Here is a 26626-nt window from a genome sequence, read left to right on the forward strand (position 1 = left end):
GATTTCGGCGCTCGATTTGGGCGTCTCGTCGCAAACCTCCATCCGCGCCCATTCGCCAGCGGTCCGCACCGACCCGGCCACAGGCAAAGGCCGGAGCCTGACGGCTCCGGCCTGGTTGGATCCTGCCGGCGGGACGTTCGTCAGAACTTGAGGCTCAGGTCGACGTAGAGCGTGCGACCGATGGCGCTATAGGTCTGGGTGTCGGCGTTATGGTCGGTCCACGACGCGGCGGCCGAGGGCGGCGCCCGGTCAAACAGGTTGGTCGCGCCGACGCGGACCGTGAGGCCGTCGACCGCCGAGAACAGGCCGCGGCCCCCGCGGAACTCATAACCCAGGTGGGCATCCACCTGGGTGTACGACTCGACGTGCTGGTCGCGCGTCGGGTTGGTCTCCGTCAGGGCGGCGGTTTCATCGGTCACGCTCGGGACATGGCGGATCGTGAAACCCGCGCGCCAGCTGGCGCGGCTGTACGTCGCGAACAGCGTGCCGGTCCACCGCGGGATCGTGCCGCCGTTGAGGACGGAACGGCCGTTGGTGGTGCCGACGAAATCGTCCCCCTCGACGGAGAACTCATTGAACCACATGGTCGTCAACGAGAGGTCGAAGCGGCCGATGGACTCGAGGTTCAGGTTGTAGTTGAGGGTCAGGTCCACGCCATCCTGCGAGGCGGCCACCAGGTTCTCGGCATAGTTCGAGATGAACACCGGGGACATCGAGCCGAACTGGCCGTAGATCGCGCCCATCTGACCGACGCTCGTGACCGGCGCGCCGTTGAAGCTGCCGATGCGCACGCGGTTGGCGAACTCCGAGGCCGCACCCTCGTCCTCAACGCTCTGGAGGATATCCACGTCGCTCTGGACGCCGGCGATGCCCACCTGGTCGATCTTGAAGTAGGTCAGCTCGGCCGAGAAACCGCGCAGGCCGCGGGGCGACCACACGATGCCGAGGTTATAGATGTCGGCCTTCTCCGGCTGCAGCAGCTCGCTGGCAAAGCCCTGGGCCACGGCGGCGGAGCTGGTCAGCGTGCGAGCCGCGGCCTGGTCGATGTCCGAGGCGTCGAGCCCGTTCCGGAAGACCAGGGCCGAGAGGTCGTCGGAGGAACCGATGGGCGTCGGCCCGAAGAGCGAGTACAGGCTCGGGGCGGTGAAAGACTCCGAGTAGGTGGCGCGGACCACGAACTCGTCGTTGAACGGCATCCAGCGGAGGGAGAACTTCGGCACGGCCGGGGCGTCGGCATCGCTGTATTTGTCCTGGCGGACGGCGAGGTCGAGATCGAGCGCCTTCACACCGGGGATGGCCTGGGCGTCGCGGGCGAGCGGCACGCGCACCTCGGCATAATAGGAGTCGACCGTCCGGGTCACGTCGAACGGATCGGTCGTGGTGGCGCCGTCCCACGCGACGGGGTTGCCGTTCAGCGGGTCGTTGAGGTCGTTGATCGTGTAGCTGCCGGCGTCCGGCCGGGCCTCCAGGGTCTCACGCCGGGTCTCAGCGCCGACGGCGAAGCCGATCGGGCCGGCGGGCAACACGTCGGGAATCTCGCCCACCACGCGGGCGTCGAAGCTGTGCAGCGTGCTGGTGTTCTTCGAGAAGGCCGTGCCGAAGACGTTGCCTTGCTCAAAGGCGCCCGCGGCCTGATCCCGGGCGAAGAGGTTGATGATGCCGTTGTCGATGGCGTTGACGAGATTCACGCGGGCGATGACGTTGGCGTTGCGATAGTCCTGCTTGATCTGGTTCAGGTTCGCCGCGACCTCCCAGCGGTAATTTTCGCCGACCTCGCCGCGCAGGCCGAGCAGGCCGCGGAGGGAATGGGTCTCATTGTAGTACTTGCGCGGGTTCGTCACGAACCGGTTGCGCACATACGCATACTCGCTGGACGGGTTGGTCGGATGCGTCGGGTCGGTGAAACCGATGCCCAGTCCGAGGTCGGTGACATTCTCGGCTGTGATCGGCATGCCGAAGATCGGCTGGGCGGCGAGCTGCAGGAAGGTGTCGGTCTGGGCGTAGAGCAAGTCGCCGAAGAGCTCGATGTGGTTGGTCAGCTTGTGCGACAGGGCCGTGGTGAAGGCCCGGCGCTCGCTGCCGAGCGCGAGCGTCACGTACTCCGAGATATTGAACTGCGAGTTGAAGTTCACGCTGCCCTGCCGCTCGTAGATGCCCTGCGCGACGAGCTGGTCGAAGGTGAGGCCGGCGCCGGCCGGCGGCACCTTCCCCGCGACGAGGCGATAGACACCGGGATTGGCGGAGCCGAGGAACCCGAAGGTCGTCAGCACGCCCGGATAGGCGCTGGTCTTGCCGGTCTGGCTGCGCGAAAAGGCCTTCTCGTTCTGGAAGAGCGGGTCGGTGCGCGCCCATTCAAAGGTGAGGGTGATCGCGGTCGTGTCATTCGACACGCCGGTGGCGAAATGCGCGGAACGCTCCTCCCAGGTGCCGAGGAGCGTGTCGGCGAAGCGGTAACGCCCGCCCACTTCCGCGCCTTGGTAGTTCTTCTTCAGGATGATGTTCACCACGCCGGAGACGGCATCCGAGCCGTAGAGGGCGGAGGCGCCGTCCTTCAGCACCTCGATGGACTCCACGGCTGCGACGGGGATGGCGTTCACGTCCACGAAGTCATAACCGCCGGTCGCCGAGACCGGTGCGAAGGCGGCGCGACGGCCGTTGATCAGCACCAGGGTCTGCACGTTACGGAGCGAGAGACGGGAACCGCCGTTGGTGTCGCCGCCGCCGATGCTGGAATTCTGCGCACCCATGTTCGCGTTGCCCACGAACTGCGGCACGGCCTTGCGCAACACCTCGAGCAGGTCCGTCTCGCCGGTGTCCTTGATGTCATCGATCCCCACCATCGTAACCGGCACGGCGGGGGCATCGACGGAGTACGGGATGTACGAGCCGGTCACCACGAACTTTTCCAGATGGACGGTCTTGGGGTCGCCCTCCGCGGAGGTCGGGACGGCGGTTTGCTGGGCCAAGGCGGCGGTCGCCGCGAGGACAGACAGGACCCGCGCGGCAAGCCGCGCCTGACCCCACCCGCCCGGAGTGTGTTTGGTATTCATGCGTTTGGTTGGTGTGTAACGGGCGCGGCTTTCAGCCGGCGCTTCGTATGACACAGGGGTGGCAGGTCCATGCGACCTGTCTCAATCTCCGTGCGACGAAGCCGCGGCGCGGGGCTGCGAGGGCCCAACTTTCGTCGCCAAGTGACAAACGACCGGCGATGAGCCCCCCGGATTTATGCCACGGGCCGCGGCGCGAAGTGTGGCTGCAGGCGGCCGCTCATTTGTAGGATCGTTGCTTGCGACGACCTCGACAACGAGGTCGGACCAAGGTCCGACCCTACGAAAATGGGTATACGAGTTTAACTAAACTGACCTAGAGGTGCGCCTTCAGCTCGTGGACGAAGGTCCGGCTGACACGCAGCTTCATGCCGTTGCTGAGCTCGACGCTGTATTCGCCATAGAGGGCCGGACCGGCTTTCTTCATGTGGCGCAGGTTCACGATCGTGGAGCGGTGGATGCGCACGAAATGCTTGGGGTCGAGCCGCTCCATCATCTTCTGCAGCGACATGCGCACAAAACGCGACTTGTCGGTCGAGTGCAGGCGCACGTAATCGCCGTCGGACTCGATCCAGAGGATGTCGCCGGGCGCGAGCATGTGGATCTCGCCGTCGCAGCGGATGAACAGGCGCTGGTCCTCCTCGCGGGGACGCGCGGTGGCGATACCCTCCTCGGTGGCGCCGCTGGCCTTGAGGCGCTGGAGCGCGACCATGATGTCGCTGAGCCGGCGGGCCAGTTCCTCGCGGTCGAGGCTGCGCACCGCGGCCTTGGCGCGGCCCAGCGCGGCGGCGAAGCGGGCGCGGTTGAAGGGCTTGAGCACATAGTCAACCGCGTGGACCTCGAAGGCCTGCAGGGCAAACTGGTCGTGGGCGGTCACGAACACCACCTGCGGCATGAGCGTGGCCGGGAGCCGGGCCAGCACCTCAAAGCCGGAGATGCCCGGCATCTGCACATCAAGGAAGACCAGGTCCGGCCGGTGTTCCCGGATGGCCTCGACGGCCTGCAGGCCGTTGCCCGCCTGGGCGACGACCGAGATATCCGGATCGGAGCGGAGCAGGGCCTCGACGTTTTGCCGGGCAAGGACTTCGTCGTCCACGATCAGGGTGCGGATGAGGGCGGTCGCGGTGGTGGTCATGGCGCAGGGGGGAGGGTGAAGGGGAGGATGAGCCGGGCGCGGACGCCGCGCGGCGGCTGGTCGCGGAGCTCAAAGCGGGCTTCGTCGCCGTAGAGCATGTGCAACCGGGTACGGGTGTTTTGCACGCCGATGCCGGTGGCCGCCACCAGTTCGTCGCGGGGCAGAGGGGGACCGTCGTTGTCGACCGTAAGTTCCAGTCGTCCCTGGTCGCGCCGCGCGCTGATGCGCAGCAGGCGGGCCGTGGGATCGCGCGAGATGCCGTGTTTCATGGCGTTCTCCGCCAGCGGCTGGAGCATGAGGCAGGGCACGAGCGCGGACAGGCACTCGGGGGCGATGTCGTATTCGACCTGCAACCGGTCCTGGAACCGGATGCTCTCGATTTCAAAATAGCGGCGCAGGAATTCCAGCTCGTGCTCGAGGGTGTCCAGGGCTTCTTGCCGGTGCTCCAGCGCGCGGCGCAGGAGTTCGCCCAGGCCGGCCACCACGTCCTCCGCCTCGCGTGTGCGGTCGTTGCGGATGAGGCTGGTGATGGAGTTGAGCGTGTTGAAGAGGAAGTGCGGGTGCAGCTGCATCTTCAGCGCATCGAGGCTGGCGCGGACGAGGCGGGTCTCGAGCCGGGCGTTGGCCACGCGCAGCTCGCCGGTGAGCAGCTGCCCGGCGCGCCATTGGCGGTGGTAGCCGACGGCATAGAGCACAGTGACCCCCATGAAGTAGATGATCAGCGGCGTGTAGTCCCACCGGCCCACGCCCCGCAGGTCGTGCAGGATCACGGGCAGGAAGGACCAAGGCAGGTGGTTGGCCACAAGCAGGCGGATGGCCGCAAGGAGGATGAACAGGCCCGTGATCAGGCCGGCCATCAGGGTGTGCAACGCGATGGCCCACGGCCAGTGCCGGTCGAGCCGCGTGAGCCGGTGTTGCAGCCAGAGCACGGCCGGGAGCAAGACCCACCAGAGCAGGGACAACGGCCACTGGTGCAGGCGGGTGGCGCGGAACGAGGCATCCGGCGCGCCCGCCAGCCAGGACCGCGCATCCCACAGCAGCAGACCGGCCAGCACCAGCAGACCGGCCAGCCAAAGCCCGCCCCAGATCCGCCAGTCCCGCAGCCAGGTTCCGAACCAGCCCCGCGCGCTCATAGCCCCTCCTCCCCGCCTAGCGTGGGCGGGACCAGCGGCGCAAGGGCCAGACGCTTGAGCGCCTGACGACCCAACGGGTCCGCATACCAACCCTCGACCTCGCCCGCGAGCAGGGTGCGCCGGCGCTCGAAGAGCATCGGGATGGTGGGCACCTCGGCCATGACGTGGCGCTCGAAGGCCTCCAGCAGTTCCAGCCGCTCGGCCCCCGCCTTCCGGTTGGCCTCGGCCATGAGTTGCGTGTTCACGGGATTCATCCAGTGCGGGGCGTTGAAACGTTCGGGGTGGGCGAAGATGCCCAGGAGATCGCCGGCATCGGGGACGGTGGCGATGACCCCGTTGAAGGCGACGTCGAAGTTGCCGCTCCGGACCCGGCTGGTGCGCTTGTCCGAAGGCTCGTAGGCCAGGTAGGTGCGGACCCCCAGCTCGCGGAACCAGCGGTCGGTCCAGGCCTGGAGAAAGGGGTAGTTGTCGCGGCGCGGGTTCACCGGCAGGATCAGCACCGGAAAATCCCTGCCCCCGGGGTAACCGGCCTCGGCGAGCAAACGGCGGGCCTCGGCGGCGTCCTCCCGGAAGAGGGCCATGCCGGCCCGGCCCGGCATGTCGGGCACCCACGAGTAGGCCGGGACGAAACGCCCGGCGTCCTCCCCCGTGATGGGCTCCGACCGGTCCACGGCCAGGGCCAGGGCCCGGCGCACACGCACGTCGCGCAGGGGACCGCGCGTCACGTTGAGATCGAGCGAGGAGATCAGCAGCGAGAGTTCGGTCGCCTCCGTCACGGCGCGGCCGGTGGGCCACCCCTCCGGCGGGACGCCGGGCGAAAGGTGGGTGAGATCGGCGCGGCCCACGGCCACCAGCAGGCGCGCCATGCTGGCCGTATCCGCCCGGATGAATTCCACACCAGCGAGCCGCACGGCCGGGTGATTGCGGTAGTGCCGGGAAACGCCGAGACGGAATCCGTCCTTGCTGGCCCGGATCAGGCGAAACGCGCCGTTGGTCACGAGCGCGGCCGGCTCCCGCCATGACCGGTCCTCGGCCAGGACGGCCGGCGTCGTGACATGCAGCGGCACCAGCATCGGATCCGCCAGTTCCGCCACGAAGGTCGAGCGGACCGCCGCCAGGCGGATGCGCAGGGTGAGCGCGTCGACCGCCTCCACGCCCAGGGTGTCGGGCGCGGCGGTGCCACGGTTGACCGCCTCGGCCCCCTGCACGGGGTAGAGCACGATCGCGCCCGCCATGTCGTGCCCGACCAGCCGCCGCCAGCTGCGCACGAAATCCCCGGCCGTGACCGGGTCGCCGTTGCTCCATCGGCCGGTGGCGCGGAGTTTCACCGTCAGGGTCAGCCGGTCCTCGGACCAATGCCAGGACTCGGCGGCGGCCGGCATCGGCTGCCCCGACTCGGGATCGCATTCGATCAGCGGCTCCCACAGCCCGAGGATGAGCTGGTTCTGCGCCGGCGTCGGGAAGTACCAGCGGTGCGGGTCCACCACCACCATCTGGGCGTAGGCGATCCGCAGCACGTCACGATCGGCGGCGGGGCGCGGAATCACGGGCAGATCCTGCCGCGGGGCGAGCCAGACCGCCAGCATCAGTCCCCCCGCGCCGGCCATGGCGCAGGCCATCCACCAAGGGATGCGCGGGGAAGTGGTCATGAGGGAGGCGTACCGCGGACCCATCGGCCCAAGCAACGCACGCTTTACCAGCCCTCAACGGAGTCGCGACGGGTGTCCATGTCCCTGCGACGAAACGCCAAAATACCGCGCCAAGGCGCAGGGAGTACAGAGGCAGCCCAAGGGGGAGCCCGACCGACGGGTGGCTCTCCGCCCACGGACAAAACCTGCCCGGAGGTCAGGTTCGACCCGTCATCGGTCCGCTCAGGTCTTCGGGCCGCCCTGGGAGAAGTAACGGGCGCGCAGGCGCAGGCCGTTCAGGCGGATGAAGCCGGTGGAGTCGCTCTGGTTGTACCACGACTTCACGCCCTCCATCGACGCGATCTTGTCGTCATACAGCGAGTACTTCGATTTCCGGCCGCAGGTGATGATGTTGCCCTTGTAGAGTTTGAGACGGACGGTGCCGCTGACGTGCTTCTGCGACTCGTCGACGAAGGCCTGCAGGGCCTCGCGTTCGGGGGCGAACCAGAACCCGTAGTAGACCAGCTCGGCGTATTTCGGGATGAGCGAATCGCGCAGGTGCATGACCTCGCGGTCCATGGTGAGCGACTCCACCTGGCGGTGGGCCTGCATGAGGATGGTGCCGCCCGGGGTCTCGTAGACGCCGCGGGACTTCATGCCGACGAAACGGTTCTCGACGAGGTCCACGCGGCCGATGCCGTGCTTGCCACCGAGTTTGTTGAGGGCCTTCAGGACGCCCGCGGGGGAAAGCTTCTTGCCGTTCACCGCGATGCAGTCGCCCTTTTCGAAATCCAGCTCGACGTACTCGGCCTTGTCGGGCGCGTCCTCGGGGGAGACGGAGAGCTTGAACATGCCTTTGTTCTCCGGGGTGGTCGGATCGAACCAAGGATCCTCGAGGATACCGGCCTCGTAGGAGATGTGGAGGAGGTTGCGGTCCATCGAATACGGCTTCTTGAGCGAGGCCTCGACGGGGATCTTGTGCTGCTCGCAATACGCGATCATCTCGGCGCGGCCGGGAAACTCGTCACGGAATTTCTCGATCTTCCACGGGGCGAGGATCGTGAGGCGCGGGTTGAGCGCCATGTAGGTGAGCTCGAAGCGGCACTGGTCGTTGCCCTTGCCGGTGGCGCCGTGGGCGACCGTGTCGGCCTTCTCCCGCTGCGCGATCTCGACTTGCGCCTTCGCGATGAGGGGGCGGGCGATGGAGGTGCCGAGGTAATACTGGCCCTCGTAAATCGCGTTCGCGCGGATCATCGGATAGATGAAGTCGCGGGCGAATTCCTCGGTGAGATCGAGGGTGTAATGCTTCGAGGCGCCGGTCTTCTTTGCCTTGGCGGACAGGCCCTTAAGCTCCTCCTCCTGGCCGATGTCGGCGGCAAAGGTGACGATCTCCGCGTCATAGGTTTCCTTGAGCCACTTCACGATGACCGAGGTGTCGAGGCCGCCCGAGTATGCTAAAACAATCTTCATGATGGGCTGGCAGTGTGGGCGGCTCGCGCCCGGGGCGGCAAAGTAAAAAAGCGCTTATTACGCCCCGGGGGCCGGTCCGGGTTTGCCTCGGGACGGCGGCGGACGATGATCCGACCCAACACCCCCCCGCCATGCCCTCCCCCGCCCTGCCGGTTGGTTCTGTTCCACGTCGCGGTTTCACGTTGGTTGAGATCATGGTGGCCATCGCCCTCATCGGCATGCTCGCCGCCCTCGCCATCCCCGCCTTTCAGCGCACGCAACGCGCCTCGCGAAACGCCCGCGTGCTCAATGATATTCGCGTCTTCAGCGAGGCCTTCGAGATCTACAACACCCAGAACGGCGGCTGGCCCGACGGAGCCGCCCCCGGCGTCGTACCCACCCTGCCGATCACCCTCGCCGACAACCTGCGCGCCACGAGCTGGCAGGGGCAGACCGGCTTTGGCGGCCAGTGGCAATGGGACAATGCGCTCGCCTCGGCGGGTGATGCCGGGATTTGCATCATCGGCTTCAACTGCGACGACAACCAGCTCAGCGAACTGGACACCAAGATCGACGATGGAAATCTCGGCACGGGCCGGTTCCAGAAGACCTCGCCCACCCGCGTGATTTACGTGATCGCTTCCGGCAGTTGAGCCGGGGCCACCTCAGCGTCGGCCAGGCGCGAGGCGCGCGAGGATGGCCTTCTGCACGTGCAGCCGGTTTTCCGCCTCGTCAAAAATGATGCAGCGGGGATTCGCCAGCACCTCCGGCGTGACTTCCTCGCCGGCGTGGGCCGGGAGGCAGTGCATGAACAGGGCGTCCGGTTTCGCGGCCGCGAAGAGTTTCGCGTTCACCTGGTACGGCATCAGCCGGCGCCGGCGGGCCGCGGCTTCCTTTTCCTGGCCCATGCTGGTCCAGACGTCGGTGTAGACGATATCGGCACCTTCGACGGCCTCGTACGGATCGGTGGTGAAATGGAACCCGCCGCCCAGCTGGCGGACGTCGGCGCGGATGGCGGCCCCGGGCTCGTAGCCCTTGGGGCCGGCGAGCGCGATCTTCATGCCCAAAAGGTTGGCGCCGAGGATCCAGGAATTGGCCATGTTGAACCGCGTGTCGCCGAGGAAGGCGATCTTGCGGCCCTTCAGCGCGGCGAGCAGGTCACCCTTGGGACCGGCCCAGCGCTCCGCGGCCGTGAAGGCGTCGGTGTAGATCTGGCACGGATGCAGGTAGTCGGTCAGCGCGTTGATCACCGGCAGGCCGCCATGCTCGGCGAGCGCCGCGAGATCCGCCTGCGCATAGGTGCGCACGATGAGCCCGTGCACGAACCGGGAGAGCACCTTGGCGGTGTCGTGGATGGTTTCGCCGCGGCCGATCTGGATGTCGTTCGTGTTGAGAAACAGCGGGTGGCCGCCGAGCTCGTGGATCGCGACCTCAAACGACACGCGGGTGCGCGTGCTCGATTTGGCGAAGATCATGGCCCAGGTCTGGCCGGTGAGCGGCTGGGCGTGCCGGCCGCGCTTCCGTTTCAACTGACGGGCGGCGGCGAAGAGCTCCGCCACCTCGGCGCGGGAAAAATCGGTTTCCTTGAGAAAATGCCGCATGGGTCGGTCCTCACTTTTGAGCCGTCAGGACGGCCCGGATGATGGCAGTGGCGCGAGCCAGGTCGGCCGGCGTCGCAATCAACGGCGGCAGGAGCCGCACGGTGTTGCCGCCGGCGGTGGGGGCGAGCAGGCCGGCGTCGCGCAGGGCGGCCACATAGGGGGCGGGATCACTCTGCATCGCCACCCCGAGCATGTAGCCGCGGCCGGTGATGGCCCGGACGTGCTGCGGAAAATCGGTGATGAGCTTCTCCAGCTCGGCCTTCCAGACCGCGCCCTGGGTGCGGACTTTCTCGAGCAGGTTGTCGCGCTCCATCACGTCGAGCACGGCGAGCGCGGCGGCGCAGGCCAGTGGTGTGCCGCCGAAGGTCGAGCCGTGCGTGCCGGGCGTGAAGAGTTCGGCGTGTTGCTCCGCCGCCCAGATGGCGCCCATCGGGTAGCCGCCGGCGATACCCTTGGCCATGCCGACAGCGTCGGCCCGGATGCCGGAGGACTGGAAGGCGTAGAACGTGCCGGTGCGCCCGAGGCCGCACTGCACCTCGTCGAGCATGAGGAGCAGGTTGTGCTGGTCGCACAGCCGGCGCAGACCCCAGAGGAATTCGTCGGTGCAGGGATTCACGCCACCCTCGCCCTGGATGGTCTCGACGAAGATCGCGGCGGTGTCCGCGTCCACGAGGTCCACAAAGCTCTGGAGGTTGTTGATCTCGCCGAAACTGAAGCCCGGCACGAGCGGGCGGAAACCCTTCTGGATCTTCTCCTGCGGCGTGGCGCTCATGCCGCCGAAGGTGCGGCCGTGAAAGGCCTGCTTCGCGCAGATGATCTTGTAGCATTTCCCTTCCACGCCCGCCTTCCGCATGCCGTGCAGCCGGGCGAGCTTGATCAGGCCTTCGTTGGCCTCGGCCCCGCTGTTGCAGAAAAAGACGCGACCGGGACCGGCGTGCTGCACGATGCGCCGAGCCAGTTCGCCCTGGTTGGGATGCCGGAAGAGGTTGCTGACATGGATAAGCTCGCCGGCCTGCCGCCGGATCGCCTCGACCCAGGTCGGGTGGCAGTGCCCGAGCGCGGCCACGGCGACGCCGGAGGTGAAATCCAGATACTCGCGGCCAGTGTCGTCCCACACCGAAACCCCCTGACCCCGCACGAGCGTCAGCGGCGCACGCGCGTAGTTCTTCATGACATAGCTATCATAAAGCTCAGCGGTGTTCGTGCGGACGATGGAGGGAGGAGTCATTTTTGATTTTGGATTCTGGATTTTCGATTTTGGATCAGGCCGATCGAAAATCGAGGGTCGAGAATCGAAAATACAGGTCAGCCGTGCACAATTTCGGTCCCCACACCTTTGTCGGTGAAGATCTCCAGGAGCAGGCTGTGCGGCATGCGGCCGTCGATGAAGTGGACGCGCTGCACGCCTTCCTCGAGCGCGCGGACGGCACTCTGAACCTTGGGGCGCATGCCCTTGTCGATGACGCCGCGTTTCTTGAGCCCCTCGACGTCGCCGACCTTCACGGTCGAGATGAGGGTGTCGGGGTTCTTGTAGTCCTCGAGCAGGCCGGGCACGTCGCTCATGTAGACCAGGCGGCGGGCGCGCAGGGCGCTGGCCACGCGGCCGGCGGCGACGTCGGCATTCACGTTGTAGGGTTTGCCGTCGAGGCCCTCGGCCACGGGCGAGATCACGGGCATGAAGCCGTCGGCGATCTCCTTCTTGATCATCTTCACCTTCACCTCGGTCACGTCGCCGACGTAGCCGAGGTCCACGGGCTTGCCGTCGTCGTCGACCGTGAGCTTCTCGCACACGAGGACGCTGTCGCCGGCCATGCCCTTCGGGTTGGCGCGGACGGAGGTGAGGATGTCGCACACGTCCTTGTTCACGACCTCGTCGAGGGTCCGCTTGACGATGGCAATGGTCGCCGCGTCGGTGACACGGAGGCCGTTGATGAAGTTGGCCTTCAGGCCGGAACCCTCCATCGCGCGGCTGATCGCCTTGCCGCCGCCGTGCACGACCACGACGTTGATGCCAACGGCCGCGAGGAACGCGATGTCGGTGGAAACGCGCTGGCGGGCGGTCGGGTCCGGGTCGTCCATGAAGCTCCCGCCGTATTTGACGACGAAGGTGGAGCCGCGGAAATCCTGGATGTACGGAAGGGCCTCGTGGAGGATCCGGGCCTTCGCGATGAGCGCGGAGATGTCCATGACGGAAAAAGTCAGAGATTCTCGTGCACGACGGTCGCGGGCGGGAAGCCGTTGAACCAGGTCGCCGAGGCGTGGCTGTAAGCGCCGATATTCACGCTGTAGACGAGATCGCCACGCTTCAGGTCGGGCAGGTTCTCGGCCATGGAGACGACATCAAGCGCATCGCAGGTGGGACCGAAGACCGAGCAGAGACTGGTGGGCCCCTTCTTGAACGACAGCACCGGGTACTTGCAGTGGTCGAAGATCACACCGGAGTAGGTATGGTAGACGCCGTCGTTGATGTAGTAGCTCGTCTTGCCCTCACGGACGACCTTGCCGATGACGGAGGAGACGCTGGTGCCGGAGACGGCGGCGAGGAAACGGCCGGGCTCGGCGAGGACCTGGATGTCCTTCGGGAAGAGACGGTCGAGCTCGGTGTTGATGACCTTGGCCAGTTCCTTGAAGGGCCGCACCGACGAATCATACGGGGCCGGGAAGCCGCCGCCGATGTCGAGCAGGTTCATCTTCGTGTAGCCGCGGTTGCGGGCTTCCTCGAAGATGTTGGCGGTGAGGCTCAGGGCCTGGACGTAATTGTCGAAGTTGGTCGTCTGGCTGCCGACGTGGAAGCTGATGCCCTCGACGTTCAGCCCGAGGCGGGCGGCCTCGAGGATGAGATCCACCGCCTCGCCCGGCAGGGCGCCGAACTTGGACGAGAGCTCCACCATCGCACCGGTGTTGGGGACCTTGAGGCGGAGGCAGAGGCCGGCGTCCGGCGCGTGCTGCTTGATCTTGTGGATCTCCTCGAGGTTGTCGAAGGTGACGAGCGGCTTGTACTTGTTCAGCTGCTCGAGCGTGTCCGTCGGCTTCGTCGGGTTGGCGTAGATGATCTTGTCCCAGATCCACTGCTGGCGCTGCTTCGCCGGCAGCTTCTTGATGTTGTCGTAGACGATCTTGAACTCCGGCATCGAGGCGACGTCGAAGCTGGCACCCTCCTTGAAGAGGGTGCGCACGATCAGCGGATCAGGGTTGGCCTTGACCGCGTAGTAGACCTGGATGCGCGGCAGGTGCCGGCGGAACTCCCGGTAGGCTTTCCGCAGCGCGTCATGGTCGATGACGAACAGCGGGGTGCCGTGTTTCTGGGCGAGTTGCTGGAGCCGCGCTTTGGAGATCATGAGGGGCCGTTACCCGGCGTCCGTGACGAGGAAGTTCTTGAACTGCCACGGATCCTTCCGGTCGAGGTCGGGCTTGTTGTACTGGTCGAAGGTCGTGTCGCGGTTCTTCAGCGGGGTCCAGTCGTACGGCTGGGAGATCCACTTGCCGAGGTAGGGCTTCGAGATCTTGAGGACGTAGTCGTGGGGCATCTGGTCGGGGACGACGACACCTTCCGCGGGGTTCTCGATCATCCACATCGTCGCGGCGACCACGGAGATGGCGACCTGCATGGTCGTGGCGTTCTGGTGCGGGACCAGGCGGCGGGACTCCTCGATGCTGAGGTCGGAACCGACCCACCAGGAATTGTAGTCGTGACCCATGATGAGCGCGCCGAGGACGTCCGAGCCCTTGGTGATCTCGTCGTTCATGATGCGCTGGTTCTCGTTCAGGTGGTAGTTGTAGCCGCGCATCTCGTTCAGCGAGGCGATGGCCTCGTCGCACGGGCAGTAGGCGTAGTGCATCGTCGGGCGGTAGACGGCCTTGCCGTTCTTCCAGACGGTGAGTGCATCGGAGATGGTGAAGGCCTCGCCGTGGCGGACGACCATGCCGAGGATGTTCCAGTTCGGCACGAAGGAGCGGACCCAGACGTTGATGCCCATCTGCGCGAGGCAGATCTGGTTCTTCGGTCCTTCCTTGTGGGTGAAGGCGTGCTTCGGGAGCGTCTTCTCGTGCGTGCCCCAGCCCATCTCGGAGGTCGTGGTGCCTTCCTCGCGGAAGCCCTCGATCGACCAGGTGTTCACGAACTCGTCGATTTCCTTCGGCTTGTCCGTGATCTGGGTGTCGCGCTCGGAGCAGTGGATGACCTTCACGCCCAGTTCCTGGGCGAGGACGTTGAACTGGCGGCCGGCGATGAGGCCGGCGATCTTCTCGGCCTTCTTGCCGGTGGCCTTGCCGTCCTTGATCAGGCGGTTGCCGATGTCGATGAGGCCCTGCTTGACGAAGTGGGAGATGAGGCCGGGGTTCGCGCCGTGCTCGATGACGGCGGTCGGGCCCTTCTCCTTCCACTTGCTGGTCATGCGGCGCAGGTTCATGTGGCGCCAGTAGAGGGTCTTCTCGGTCGGGTGGGAGCCGGACTTGTAGGGATCCCAGAGCTCGGTCGAGGTGTTGATGTAGCGCACGCCGTGGTCGTGGCACCACTGGAGGATCTCGCACGCGTCGATGTTCCAGGCGAGGTCGATGAGGATGTCACCGGGGCCGACGTGCTTCGCGAGCAGCGTCGCCATGTTTTCCTCGGTCACGCGGTCGTTCAGGTAGCGCACGCCCTTCTTGATCCACTTGGCCAGCTTGGCCTTCTTGTTCACGAAATCCATCACCGTGACGTTCTTCGCCGGCACCTTGAGGTGCTGGAAGAGGATCGGGAGGGTGCACTCGGCCACGGCGCCGTAGCCGACGAACAGGATTTTGTTTTGGAAGGATAGCATGATGCGTAACGTTGGATTTTGCGGTGATCTTGACGTGGGCCGCGCGGCGAAAACCGGCGCGGAGCGTCAAAAAATATTGGGATGTATGTGGGGGGCTAGCGTCGGTGACTGCAAGCGATTTGTGAGTGACGAACGGGTGGCGGAAAGGGCGGAGCCGAGCTCAGGGTTTCCTGCAGGGTGGGCGCTGGCGCCGACCTGACGCGCGAGGTCGTCGCCCCGCGACGACTCTACAACCGGGCAAGGCTTACTCGCTCTTGTTGTAGTTCACGTAGCCCTCGGTGAGGTCGCTCGCGAGCAGGCGGAACGACGCCTTGCCGAGGTGGAGGTTGAGCGTGATGGTGAAGCGGCGGGCCTTCACGATCTCCTTCCACTTTGGCTTGAGCTCGGGATGCGGCTGGCCGGCGGTCATGGCGGGCGTGTCGTTGTAAAGGATGTCGAGCTTGGCCTCGACCAGCTTGGCCTTGGCGTAGCCGGCGGCGTCGGCAAGCCGGCCCCAGTTGGGGTCCTCGCCGTACCAGGAGGATTTCACCAGCAGGGAGTTGCCGATGGCGCGGGCGACCTTTTCGGCGTCCTCGGAGGAGGCGGCGCCGAGGACCTTCACCTCGACGACCTTGGTGATCTTCTCGCCGTCGGCCACGATCTTCTCGGCCAGGGCTTCGCAGGCCTTCCAGACCGCCTCGGCGAAGAGGACGCGCAGCTCGCGCGGGCTCTTGTCGCCCACGCTGACGCCGGAGTGACCGTTGGCCAGCATGAGGACGGTGTCGTTGGTGCTCATGTCGCCGTCGACGGTGATGCAGTTGAAGGTGCCGCCGACGGCCTCGGAGAGGGTCTTCTGGAGGAAGCTGCGCGGCACGGAGAAATCGGTGGCGAGAAAGGCCAGCATGGTGGCCATGTTGGGCTGGATCATGCCCGCGCCCTTGGCGATGCCGGAGACGAAGTGCTTCTTGCCGTCGTAGGTGAAGCTGACGGTGACGGTCTTGGGCTTCGTGTCGGAGGTGAGGATGGCCGAGGCGGCCTTGGTGCCGTGCTCGGGGCTGCGGCCCTTGTCGGTGACGGTGCGCTCGAGGCCCTTGAGGAGCTTCGGCATGGGCAGCGGCTGGCCGATGCGGCCGGTGGAGCAGACGAAGAACTGGTCGGGCTTGAGGTTGAGCGAGGCGGCGATGCGCGTGGCGGTAAGCTGGGCGTCCTTGAGCCCGGCGGGGCCGGTGCAGGCGTTGGCGTTGCCGGAATTGGCGACGATGCCGTGGAAGGGGCCGCCGTGCGCGAGGTGTTTCTGGCAAAGGAGCACGGGGGCGGCCTTGACCTGGTTGGTCGTGAAGGTACCGGCGGCGGTGCAGGGGCGGAGGGAGAACAGCAGCGCGAGGTCGAGCCGCTTGAGGTCGTTCTTATCGCGGATATCGCAGGCCACGCCGGCGGCTTCGAAACCGGGGACATCGGTGATGCCGGCGCTGTCAGGGGTAACGGTCAGATGGGTCATTGAAGGTGGAAGGGGGATGCGGCGCCGGGATCAGACGAGGCCCGCCGTCTCCGGCAGGCCAAGCCACAGGTTCATGATCTGGACGGCCTGGCCGCTGGCGCCCTTCACGAGGTTGTCGACCGCGGAGGTGAGGATGAAGTTGCCGGTGCGGGGGTCGTGCACGGCGGACAGGTCGAGCCGGTTGGTGCCGGTGACATAGGCGGAGTCGGGCGTCTCGCCGGAAGCGAGAATCGAGATGAAGGGCTTGCCGGCGTAGGCGGCGCGCCACGCCGCGTAGAGGGACTCGATCGTCGCGCCGGGGGCGGCGGGGACGGTCGTGGTCGTGATGATGCCGCGGCGCATGGGGGCGAGGTGCGGGTTGAACTGGAGGACGATCTTCGCGCCGGCGAAACCGGACAGCTGTTCCTCGATCTCGGCCAGGTGGCGGTGCTTGGTGAGGCCGTAGGCCTTGGCGCTCTCGGCGCGCTCGGCGTAGAGGTATTGTTCCTCGGCCTTCTTGCCGGCGCCGCTGACGCCGGAGAAGGAGTTCACGACAATGTGATCCTTGGCCACGATCCCGGCCTTGAGCAGCGGGGCCAGCGGCACGATGGTGCTGGTCGGGTAGCAGCCGGGGGCGGCGGCAAGCTTGATCTCGGATTTCCATTTCGGATCCGTGAGCTCGGGCAGGACGAAACGGGCCGACGGGAGCAGGCCGGGCGCGTGGTGGGTGCCGTAGTACTTCTCGTAGGTCGCGAGGTCGGCGATGCGGAAATCGGCGCTGAGGTCCACCACCTTGCGGCCGGCGGGGACCAAAGCCTGGGCAAAATCAGCGGCGGCGCCATGCGGCAGCGCCAGGAACCAGAGATCCACGTCGGCGCGGGCGGCGGTGCTGGCGGGGTCGGAATTGGTGAACCGCAGCTGCTCGGCCGCGGTGCCGCGGAGGGCGGGGATGACCTGGGCGACGGGTTTATCCGCGTGCTGGCGTGACGTGACCGCCGTCAGTTTGACCTGCGGGTGCCCGAGGAGGAGCTTGACCAGAACTTCGCCGGAGTAGCCCGACGCGCCGACGATGCCGACATTCATGAAAGGGAGGAGCTAGAGATAGGGATTCCCGCGGGGGAATCGAGAAGTTTCCGTGTGACGGCCGGGCAACAAAAAAGCGGAGGCCGCGAGGCGCTCCGCTTGGGTGAGTCGGGATTCCAGGTAAGCGGTTTAGCGCTTGGAGAACTGGAAGCGCTTGCGGGCGCCGGGCTGGCCGGGCTTCTTGCGCTCTTTCTCGCGGGGGTCACGGGTGAGGTGGCCGGCCTTCTTGAGGGTGACGCGGAGCTCGGGATTGAACTTGAGGAGGGCGCGGGCGATGCCGTGGGCGACGGCGCCCGACTGGCTGCTGATGCCGCCGCCAGCGACGTTCACGATCACGTCGAACTTCTCCTTGGCGTCGGCGGTCGTCAGGGGGGCGAGGGCGCGGCGCACGAAGTTCTCGTGGGTGAAGTAGGTCTCGAACTTGCGGTCGTTGACCGAGGTCTTGCCGGAGCCCGCGATGATGCGGACGCGGGCGGTGGAGGACTTGCGGCGGCCGGTGCCGAGGAAAACGGAGGTTTCAGCGCTCATGGTTACTTAAAGCTTAACGGGGTTCTGGGCCTCGTGGTCGTGGGTGGCACCGGGGAAAACGCGGAGCTTGGTCAGCATCTTGGCGGCCAGGCGGTTCTTCGGGAGCATGCCCTTGACGGCCTGCTTGATGATGAACTCGGGCTTCTGGACGCGGACGTCGGCGAGCTTACGGTACTTTTCGCCACCGACGTAGCCGGAGAACGACATGTATTCGGTGTGCTCTTCCTTCTTACCGGTCAGGACGACCTTGCCGGCATTGATGACGATCACGAAATCACCGGTATCGACGTGGGGCGTGTAAGTGGGCTTGTGACGGCCGCGAAGGATGTTGGCGGCTTTAACGGCGAGACGGCCCAGCACTTTGCCTTCGGCATCGATCAGATACCACTTGGGCTGCACAGTCTCTTTCTTGGCCAGATAGGTTTTCATTTGCGGAAAGGGGCCAAAAGGAAGGATTCCGGCATACCCTGTCAACACCCAACCTTTCACATTTCTAATCCGACCGGTTTTGCCCGGGAAAATCCGGCAAGAACCGGCCGCTCCACCCTCTTCCAGGGCCCCGAAGTCGGGTCTGCTTCAAACCGTGTTTGTTTTTCCACGGAGTTGCCAGCACACTGTTTTCCATGATGAAGACCTCTGGCCAAAAATTACTGGTTGCCGCCGCCTTGCTCGGGTTCACGGGGGTGGCGTTGGGAGCCTTTGGCGCTCATGGCCTTAAGCAAACTCTGGAAGCGACCGGACAACTCAAAAACTGGGAAAAAGCCGTGTTTTACCAGTTGGTCCATGCGGTGGCCCTGCTGGCGCTGACCGGCCGACCGCTCCCCGCCTTGGGGAAGATCGGGGGATGCTGGATTTTCGGCGTAGCCTGCTTCTCGGGCTCTCTATATTGGATCGCGCTCGGCGGGCCGATCAAGGGCCTGTGGCCGGTCACCCCGCTGGGCGGATTGGCGCTGCTGGCGGGCTGGGCCATGCTGGCTTGGTCCGCTTTCCGCCAAAAAGACGCATGAAACTTCCCCCTCCGCTCCAAGCCGCCCTGACCGCGCTGCGTTCCGCCGGCGGTCGCCCGCGCCTGGTCGGGGGCAGCGTGCGCGACTGGCTGCTCGGCCTCGAGGCCAAGGATTTCGACATTGAGGTCTATGGGATGGATTACGAAGCCATGGGCCGGGCACTGGCGGCTTTCGGGCCGACCGATGTGGTCGGGCGCAGTTTCGGGGTGGTCAAGGTGCGGATTGCGGGCGCGGAGTACGATTTCTCGCTGCCCCGCCGCGAATCCAAGACCGGGGCCGGCCACCGCGGCTTCGTCGTGGCGCCTGATTCCACCCTCACCGAGGCCGAGGCGGCGGCGCGGCGGGATTTCACGGTCAACGCGATCGCCTACGACCCGCTCGAGGACCGGATCCTGGATTTTCACCACGGGGTGGCGGACCTGAAGAAAAAGATCCTGCGCCACACGAGCCCCGCCTTCACGGAGGATCCCTTGCGGGTGCTCCGGGCCTTCCAGTTTGCCGCGCGGTTTGAATTCACGCTGGCCCCCGAGACCGCGGTGCTCTGTCACTCGATTCGCGACACCAACGCCGAATTGCCCGTCGAGCGCGTTTGGGGGGAATGGGAAAAGTGGGCCGTGAAGTCAGCCAAACCCTCCCTCGGCCTGACCATTCTCAAACAGACCGGCTGGCTGCAGCACTATCCCGAGATCGCGGCCCTCGACGGCCTGCCCCAGGAACCCGAGTGGCACCCGGAAGGCGACGTCTTTGTGCATACCGGCCACTGCTTGGACGCGTTGGTCCGGCTCGACTCCTGGCGAAAGGGAACTCCGGCCACCCGGCGCATGCTTTCCTTGGCGGTGCTGGCGCACGACTTCGGCAAGGCGGGCACGACCAAGCAGGCCGAGCGGCGCGGACGGCTGCGGTGGACCAGTCCGGAACACGAGGCCGCCGGCGGCCCGCTGGCCGAAACGTTCCTGCCCCGCATCGGCGCCCCGCTCGACCTCATCACTTTCGTCCGACCACTCGTCGTGAACCATCTCCTGCACCACGATGGCCCGGCCGAATATCGCGACACGACCGTGCGCCGGCTCGCGCGCAAGGTCGCGCCCGCCACCCTCGACGACCTGATGGCCGTGATGTGGTCGGACCACCTGGGCCGGCCGCCGCTCGTCTCGGCCGAGACGGAGAAGCGCCTGGGCTTCCTGCGCCAGGCCGCCCAGAAGCTCGCCCTGGAGCATGCCGCCCCCAAACCGATCGTCCTCGGCCGCCACCTGATCGCCTTGGGCCGCAAGCCCGGCCCGGACTTCGGCCCCGCGCTGGATGCCGCCTTCGAATCCCAACTCGACGGCGCCTTCGCCGACGAACCGGGCGGCCTGGAATGGCTGAAAAACTATTTGCGGGCCCATCCCTCGCTTTAATCTGTCCATCCACGCATCCCCATGAGCACCCCCAACCAGCTCGAGCAACTCAAGCAGTTCACCGTCGTCGTCGCTGATACCGGCGACTTCGCCAGCATGAAGCAGTTCGCCCCGCGCGACGCCACCACCAACCCCAGCCTCATCCTCAAGGCCGCGGCCATGCCCGACTATGCCTGGCTCATCGACCGGGCCATCCAGGAGGCGGGCCCGTCCGCCGCCACCGGCCAGGTGATCGACCGCCTGCTGGTGCTCTTCGGGCTCGAGATCCTGAAAATCGTGCCCGGCCGCGTGTCAACCGAGGTGGACGCCCGCCTCTCCTTCGATCGCGACGGCACCGTGGCCAAGGCCCACGAGATCATCGCGCTGTACGAGAAGGCCGGCATCCCCCGTGAGCGCATCCTCATCAAGATCGCCTCGACCTGGGAAGGCATCAAGGCGGCCGAGCTCCTGCAGCGGGAGCAGATCAACTGCAACCTCACCCTGCTCTTCTCCTTCGCCCAGGCCGTGGCCTGCGCCGAGGCGGGCATCCGGCTCATCTCGCCCTTCGTCGGCCGCATCCTTGACTGGCACAAGAAAAGCACCGGCCGGGACTTTGCCCCCACCGAGGATCCGGGCGTGAAGTCCGTCACGCAGATCTACACCTACTACAAGAAATTCGGCCACGCCACCGAGGTGATGGGCGCCTCGTTCCGCAACCGCGGCGAGATCACCGAACTCGCCGGCTGCGACCTGCTGACGATCGCCCCGCCCCTGCTCGCCGAATTGCAGGCGAGCACCGAACCGCTCGCGCGCAAACTCGATCCTGCCGCCGCGCGGGTCGCGGATTTGAAAAAAATCTCCTTCGACGAAGCCAGCTTCCGCTTCGCGCTGAACGAGGATGCCATGGCCACGGAGAAGACGGCCGAGGGCATCCGCCTGTTCTCCGCCGACATCGTGAAGCTCGAGCAGCTGATCGTGCAGAAACGAGGCTGAGCTGCTGCGGTCACCGCGGTTCCCGCCCGCGGCGCCGGTAGGGGCTTGCTTGCAGGCGATGCTTGGGCCGGAATTGCCGGCACGCAGGCTCCCCCATGGCAAAATCCGAGGCACCCCCAACCCTAGTTCGCGCCTTTCAGTGGGACCTCGCCCGCCAGGTTGAGCGCCTGGATTTCCTGAAGAAGCTCCTCCCCCGCTACGCCGCGTGGGGCTACCAGGAACTCTACCTCCACCTGGAGGATGCCATCCACTACCCGAGCCTGCCGGGTATCGGCCGCGAGGATGCCTACACCCATGCCGCACTCGGCGAACTCGTCGCAGCCGCGACCCGCTGCGGCATCCGGGTCGTGCCCATCGTCAACCTGCTCGGCCACACCCAGTACCTCATCAAGCATCCCGACCTCCGCGACCTCAATGAGCTGCGCGACGAACGCGGCGGGCCGCGGCCGCAAGGCCAGGTTTGCCCGCTCCACCCTCGCCTGCCGGAGATTGCCGGGAAACTGCTCCACGATCTGGCCCCCTATTGCACTGCCGGCAAGGTCCACGTCGGCTTGGACGAATCATTCCACCTCGGGAAGTGCCCGCGCTGCCGCGAGGAAGTCGCCCGGATCGGCCTCGGGGGTCACTTTGCCGGCCACGTCAACCGCCTGCACCAGCAGGTCACCGAGCTCGGCCTGCAAATGGGGATCTGGGCCGACATGCTTTATTTCGTCCCGGAGGCCATTCCGCTGCTGCCGGCCGGAATCACCGCCTACGACTGGTATTATTATCCTTTCCGCCGGAAGCCGAAGGTCGAGTTCTACAACTTTGCCGAACGCGACCTGCACCCGGCCCTGAAAAAACAAGGCATCGCCTACTATGGCTGCCCGATGAACGGCGCGTTCCGGCATGAACCGCTGCCGGTCTACGGCGACCGGCTGGCCAACATTCGCTCCTGGTGGCAACGCTGCCAGAACGTCGGGGCCGAAGGCCTGCTCATCACCTCTTGGGAAGCCAACCGGCTCGCCCTCGAGACCGCCACGGTGGTTGACGCCGCCGCCGCCAGCCTCTGGCTGGAGCCCGGTCCCGACGACGCCACCACGATGCTGACGCGGGGTTTGGCCCGCCTGGGGGTCGGTCCACCGGCCCGCGCCCAGGCGCGAGCGCTGCTGGCGGCGGATGACCATGCCTTTTCCGGCTACGCGCGTTGGCAGATCAATGACCGCTGGGATGTCCTCGCGGGCACCGAACCGCTGAAAAGGTATGACACCGACCGGCGTTTCTACACCCGACTGCATGCCGCGGCATATTCGTGGAACGAGGCCTTTGCGGCCGCGCTGGGTTTCCGGCTCTACCTGGCCGAACGCGATGTCTTCGTGCGGCAGGCCGCCCGGGATGTGTTTCGGCTGAGACGCCTGCTGGCCCGGTCCGATCAAGCAGGCCTCGAGGCCCTACATGCCGCCATGGGCCGGAACGCCGACGATTTTGCCCCCGCGTTGGACGCGGGGATCGCCGCCGCCCGCGCCATGAGGCGGCACAGCCGTGACCGCCGGCGTCCGGGCCAGAATGAAGCCCTTCTCCGGAAAGACCGCGCGCGCCTACAAGTCTGGCGACGCTGGCTCACCAAAATCAGCCACGACCCCACGGCCATTGGGGCAGCCACTCCGGTATGCGGGGCGTGGCAACTCCAGCTCATGGTCCATAATTTTACCCCGGCCGTTCAGAAAGTGATTGTTGAACAACGGGTAAACGATGAAGCCTGGCAGGAAATCGCCAGCCGATACACGATCGAGTTTCGGGCCGAAGCCGCCCGATCGCACTCGCGTATCGTCCGCGAATTGACGGTTCCCATCCCCCATCCCGACTGCCCACTGCGACTACGGGTGGGCGGGGTCGGCGAAGTCATGGTCTCCCGGGTCACGTTGACCGACGGCATCCAGGTGTATCAGGCCTTGCCGCCCAAGCGCCGGAAACGGCTTGGATTGAAGGCGCCGCAGGCCGGTTTCCCGGATCTGACGGCGGCGGACAGCCGGTCGGCATGGTTGATCCGCTGGTTATAAGGGAGGTCGGGCGGCTATTAGCTGCGGGTTAAGGCACCTGAAGTTTGCGACGAAACGCCATAATTTCAGGTTGAATGTATGACACGGGCGTGTTTTGTGCTTCACGAACACATTACAGAGTGGCCGCTGCAAATCGGCGTTCTGTCCTAACACAACACACAACCCACTAACTATGAACGCTCGTTCCGTTAGCAATAACGGGGTGCTTCGTGCACTCACGCGCATCCGCCAAGCGGCTGGTGCTTTTACAATGGCGCTCGTGCTCTCCCTTGCCTTCTCGGTAAGCAGCACGACGGTCTTCGCTCAGCAAACCGCCGGCGCGATCTACGGTAAAGTTGCCGCTGGATCCACGGTCACGGTCGAAAGCACCGGCACGGGCTACAAGCGCTCCGCCACCGCCTCGGCTGAAGGTAATTACCGCATCGGCTCCCTGCCCCCCGGCACCTACAAGGTGACCTACAGCGACGGCAGCGCGACCCAGACCAAGGAAGCCGATGTGGCCATCGGCTCTAGCACCCTGGTGGGTTCTGAAACCGGCGTCCTTGAGCTCGAGAAGTTCGTCGTCGGCGGTCTTTCCGTCAACCCGGTCGACTTCAGCAGCACGGAGTCGGTTTCCGTGTTCAACGAGAAGCAGATCGACCTCCTCCCGATCGCCCGCAACCCGAGCTCGATCGCCCTGCTCGCCCCCGGCACCACGCTGGGTGACACGGCCTTCGGCAACCTCGTCTCCTTCGGTGGCGCCTCCGTCGCGGAGAACGCTTACTTCGTGAACGGTTTCAACATCAGCAATTTCCGTAACGGTCTCGATCCGGCCACCGTGCCCTTCGAGTTCTACAGCCAGTTCGAAGTCAAGACCGGCGCCTATTCCGCCGAGTTCGGCCGTTCGACCGGTGGCGTGATCAGCGCCTCCACCAAGAGCGGTACCAACGAGTACAAGGCCGGCGCCAACGTCTACTTCCAGCCCAGCAGCGGCTACGAAAACCGCCCGGATTCCTACTACAAGGATGCCGCCGGTCAGATGCAGCTCCTCACCTACAACGGTGGCGACAAGCGCGAGCAACTGACCTCCAACGTCTTCGCCAGCGGCCCCCTCCTGAAGAACAAGATCTTCTTCTACGGCCTCTATCAGACCCGTGACATCAGCCAGACTGACGTCATCAGCGCGGGAACGCAGATCCTCACCCAGGAATCCGATGATCCGTTCTGGGGCGCCAAGCTCGATATCGTTCCCTTCGACAACCACCGCCTGGAGTTCACCGCCTTCAAGGACAAGTCCCGCGTCACCGGCACGCAGTATCCCTACGTGTTCGCCAACCGGGCCGTCGACCGCACCGCCACGCCTTCCTACCAGTACACGGATCGCGGCGGCGAGACGAAGATCGGCCGCTACACCGGCACCTTCTTCGAGAATCTGACGATCTCCGCCCTCTACGGCAAGAGCGAGCAGGACCTGACCGACAGCGGTTCGCTCGACACGACCCCCTACGTCCTCGACGGCCGCAGCGGTCCGTTGAATTACGTCACGGGTAATCCGAACGGCACGATCGCGACCGCTTCCGATGAGCGCGAGGCCATGCGTCTTGACGCCGAGTATACCTTCACCCTGGCCGGCAACCACCGTCTCCGCGCGGGTTTCGACCGTGAAGACAATATCTCGAAGGACGTGACCACGTATTCCGGCAATGTCTACTTCCGGTACTACAACGTGCCCAGCAGCGGCGTCGTCAACGGCGCCACCGTCACCGGCTCGAACGTCGGTTATGTCCGCGAGCGCCTCCTCCAGCAGGGTGGCAACTTCAAGGTCAAGTCCGATGCCTGGTACCTTGAGGACAATTGGACCCTGATGAATGACCGCCTCAATCTGCGTCTCGGCGTGCGCAATGAGTCCTTCGAGAATCTCAACGGCGCCGATGAGTCCTTCATCACCATCAAGGATCAGAAAGCCCCTCGCCTCGGCGCCTCCTACGACCTCTTCGGCAACAAGAAGACCAAGGTCTACATGAACTTCGGCCGCTACCACCTGCCGGTCGCGTCGAACACCAACGTCCGCCTCGCCGGCGGCGAGCTCTTCACCCAAGACTTCTACGTGCTTAACTCCGTAGGGGCTGACGGCCTGCCGGTCAAAGGCGCCAAGCTGGGCGGAACGGTTGTTCTCGGCGACGGCACCGTGGGTGACACCCGCACGCTGGTCGACCTCGACATCGCCTCGATGTACCAGGACGAGTGGGTCCTCGGTGCGCAGCACGCCCTCTCCAAGGACCTGCTGGTCGGCGTCCGCTTCACCAGCCGTGAAATCGCCGGCACCGCCATGGATGACATGCTGGTCGACCACGCCCTCACGGAGTGGGCCCACGCCAACGGCTTCCCGGCCTTCGATGGCAGCGGCCTGAACCACTACGTCCTCGCCAACCCCGGCCGCGCGATCCGCACGTTCTGGGACTTCAGCGAGAACGGCACCCTCGAGGCCAACGAAGAGGCGATCCTGACCACCGACATGCTCGATTATCCCGAGGCCATCCGCAAATATTACGCGGTCGAGCTCACCCTCGAGAAGGTCTGGAACGGCAAATGGAGCGCGCAGGCTTCCTACACCTGGTCGCAGTCCTATGGTAACTACGAAGGTTGGGTTCTCTCCGACAACGGCCAGGATGATGCCGGCATCACCCAGCTGTTCGACACCCCTGACCTGACGATCAACACCTACGGCAAGCTCCCGAACGACCGCCGCCACCAGTTCAAGGCCTTCGGCGCCTACGCCCTGACCCCGGAACTCTCCCTCGGCGTCAATATGCTGCTCTCCAGCGGCCGTCCGATCAACCAACTGGTTCCGTATGACGACGCGATCCTGGGCGGCGCTTATGGCGTTTCCTACCTCGGCGTACCGCGTGGTTCGGCCGGCACGACCGACTGGCAGTTCAACACCGACCTGTCGCTCGTCTACCGCCCCAAGTGGAGCAAGGACCGTCTGACCTTCACCTTCGATATGTTCAACGTCCTCAACGGCCGCGCCGTGACCGAGGTGTTTGAATCGTATCAGGACGACGGCGGCGACCTCGACTACCGCTACGGCGCCCCGACGTCCTGGCAGGCCCCGCGCTACATGCGCCTGTCCGCCAGCTTCGAGTACTAAGCTGATCTAGGATTGGTTCTCTCAACTCCCGCCCACCAGGGCGGGAGTTTTTTTTGGCCCACCTGCTCGCGAACGGCAGGTGGAACCCGGCCTCCGGACGGGTTGTTCCAATGCCCGTCGCCAAAGCGGAGCTCGTCCTGGTCGCTGGTTGTCCGGCCGCTTGATCCGATTCCGGGTGGGCGGCTAGCTCGCTCGCGCCACGAGGACCGCATACCCTTCGTG

The 26626-nt window shown here is 65.6% G+C and carries 20 protein-coding genes; 6 read left to right on the plus strand and 14 right to left on the minus strand.

The features are described 5' to 3' along the window. Positions 1-140 precede the first annotated feature (140 nt). The 5 genes from Verru16B_RS04165 to Verru16B_RS04185 form a co-directional block, all read right to left on the minus strand. Positions 141-3050, minus strand: a complete 2910-nt coding sequence (locus Verru16B_RS04165; protein ID WP_069961107.1) for a TonB-dependent receptor domain-containing protein — start codon at positions 3048-3050, stop codon at positions 141-143. Between the two features lie 313 nt (positions 3051-3363). Beyond that, the gene (locus tag Verru16B_RS04170; protein WP_069961108.1) at positions 3364-4182 is read right to left on the minus strand and encodes a LytR/AlgR family response regulator transcription factor; all 819 of its coding nucleotides are present in this window, start codon (positions 4180-4182) and stop codon (positions 3364-3366) included. Continuing rightward, positions 4179-5315: a sensor histidine kinase gene (locus Verru16B_RS04175; RefSeq protein ID WP_069961109.1), complete on the minus strand. Its 1137-nt coding sequence runs from the start codon at positions 5313-5315 to the stop codon at positions 4179-4181. The genes Verru16B_RS04170 and Verru16B_RS04175 overlap by 4 nt, the downstream gene beginning before the upstream one ends. Beyond that, entirely contained in the window at positions 5312-6964 is a 1653-nt protein-coding gene (locus Verru16B_RS04180) for a peptide ABC transporter substrate-binding protein (RefSeq protein WP_157772198.1), read from the minus strand. Before Verru16B_RS04180 ends, Verru16B_RS04175 begins: the two co-directional genes overlap by 4 nt. Positions 6965-7186: 222 nt before the next feature. Continuing rightward, positions 7187-8413 (minus strand): argininosuccinate synthase, encoded by a 1227-nt coding sequence (locus Verru16B_RS04185; RefSeq protein WP_069961111.1) that lies wholly within the window; start codon positions 8411-8413, stop codon positions 7187-7189. A 131-nt stretch (positions 8414-8544) separates the two neighbouring features. On the opposite strand from Verru16B_RS04185, the gene Verru16B_RS04190 reads away from it, so the two are divergent. Further along, positions 8545-9045, plus strand: coding sequence for a type II secretion system protein (locus Verru16B_RS04190; protein WP_083270091.1), 501 nt, complete (start codon positions 8545-8547; stop codon positions 9043-9045). Between the two features lie 12 nt (positions 9046-9057). Here Verru16B_RS04190 and argF read toward each other — a convergent pair whose 3' ends face one another. The 9 genes from argF to rplM all read right to left on the minus strand — a co-directional run bounded on the left by argF (position 9058) and on the right by rplM (position 18288). Further along, positions 9058-9993 (minus strand): ornithine carbamoyltransferase, encoded by a 936-nt coding sequence (gene argF, locus Verru16B_RS04195; protein WP_069961113.1) that lies wholly within the window; start codon positions 9991-9993, stop codon positions 9058-9060. Between the two features lie 10 nt (positions 9994-10003). Beyond that, entirely contained in the window at positions 10004-11221 is a 1218-nt protein-coding gene (locus Verru16B_RS04200; protein ID WP_069961114.1) for an aspartate aminotransferase family protein, read from the minus strand. A gap of 77 nt (positions 11222-11298) precedes the next feature. Further along, positions 11299-12180 carry an acetylglutamate kinase gene (argB, locus tag Verru16B_RS04205; protein WP_069961115.1) on the minus strand — a complete coding sequence of 294 codons (882 nt, stop codon included), beginning with the start codon at positions 12178-12180 and terminating at the stop codon, positions 11299-11301. 11 nt (positions 12181-12191) lie between these two features. Next, complete coding sequence (locus Verru16B_RS04210; RefSeq protein ID WP_069961116.1) at positions 12192-13331, minus strand: type III PLP-dependent enzyme; 1140 nt, start codon at positions 13329-13331, stop codon at positions 12192-12194. 9 nt (positions 13332-13340) lie between these two features. Then, positions 13341-14792, minus strand: coding sequence for a homospermidine synthase (locus Verru16B_RS04215; protein ID WP_069961117.1), 1452 nt, complete (start codon positions 14790-14792; stop codon positions 13341-13343). Between the two features lie 244 nt (positions 14793-15036). Further along, complete coding sequence (gene argJ / locus Verru16B_RS04220) at positions 15037-16269, minus strand: bifunctional glutamate N-acetyltransferase/amino-acid acetyltransferase ArgJ (protein WP_069961118.1); 1233 nt, start codon at positions 16267-16269, stop codon at positions 15037-15039. Between the two features lie 30 nt (positions 16270-16299). Further along, entirely contained in the window at positions 16300-17331 is a 1032-nt protein-coding gene (argC, locus tag Verru16B_RS04225; protein WP_069961119.1) for an N-acetyl-gamma-glutamyl-phosphate reductase, read from the minus strand. A gap of 129 nt (positions 17332-17460) precedes the next feature. Further along, entirely contained in the window at positions 17461-17859 is a 399-nt protein-coding gene (gene rpsI / locus Verru16B_RS04230; RefSeq protein ID WP_069961120.1) for a 30S ribosomal protein S9, read from the minus strand. Between the two features lie 6 nt (positions 17860-17865). Beyond that, positions 17866-18288 (minus strand): 50S ribosomal protein L13, encoded by a 423-nt coding sequence (gene rplM / locus Verru16B_RS04235; RefSeq protein WP_069961121.1) that lies wholly within the window; start codon positions 18286-18288, stop codon positions 17866-17868. A gap of 194 nt (positions 18289-18482) precedes the next feature. On the opposite strand from rplM, the gene Verru16B_RS04240 reads away from it, so the two are divergent. The 5 genes from Verru16B_RS04240 (at position 18483) to Verru16B_RS04260 (ending at position 26404) form a co-directional block, all read left to right on the plus strand. After that, positions 18483-18866 (plus strand): DUF423 domain-containing protein, encoded by a 384-nt coding sequence (locus Verru16B_RS04240; protein WP_237023464.1) that lies wholly within the window; start codon positions 18483-18485, stop codon positions 18864-18866. Continuing rightward, positions 18863-20263 carry a CCA tRNA nucleotidyltransferase gene (locus Verru16B_RS04245; protein WP_069961122.1) on the plus strand — a complete coding sequence of 467 codons (1401 nt, stop codon included), beginning with the start codon at positions 18863-18865 and terminating at the stop codon, positions 20261-20263. The genes Verru16B_RS04240 and Verru16B_RS04245 overlap by 4 nt, the downstream gene beginning before the upstream one ends. A gap of 21 nt (positions 20264-20284) precedes the next feature. Then, positions 20285-21235 (plus strand): transaldolase, encoded by a 951-nt coding sequence (gene tal, locus Verru16B_RS04250; RefSeq protein ID WP_069961123.1) that lies wholly within the window; start codon positions 20285-20287, stop codon positions 21233-21235. A gap of 95 nt (positions 21236-21330) precedes the next feature. Beyond that, complete coding sequence (locus tag Verru16B_RS04255; protein WP_069961124.1) at positions 21331-23274, plus strand: family 20 glycosylhydrolase; 1944 nt, start codon at positions 21331-21333, stop codon at positions 23272-23274. Between the two features lie 250 nt (positions 23275-23524). Continuing rightward, complete coding sequence (locus Verru16B_RS04260; RefSeq protein ID WP_069961125.1) at positions 23525-26404, plus strand: TonB-dependent receptor; 2880 nt, start codon at positions 23525-23527, stop codon at positions 26402-26404. Positions 26405-26626 lie beyond the last annotated feature (222 nt).

The sequence above is a fragment of the Lacunisphaera limnophila genome (genome assembly GCF_001746835.1).
Taxonomy (GTDB): domain Bacteria; phylum Verrucomicrobiota; class Verrucomicrobiia; order Opitutales; family Opitutaceae; genus Lacunisphaera; species Lacunisphaera limnophila.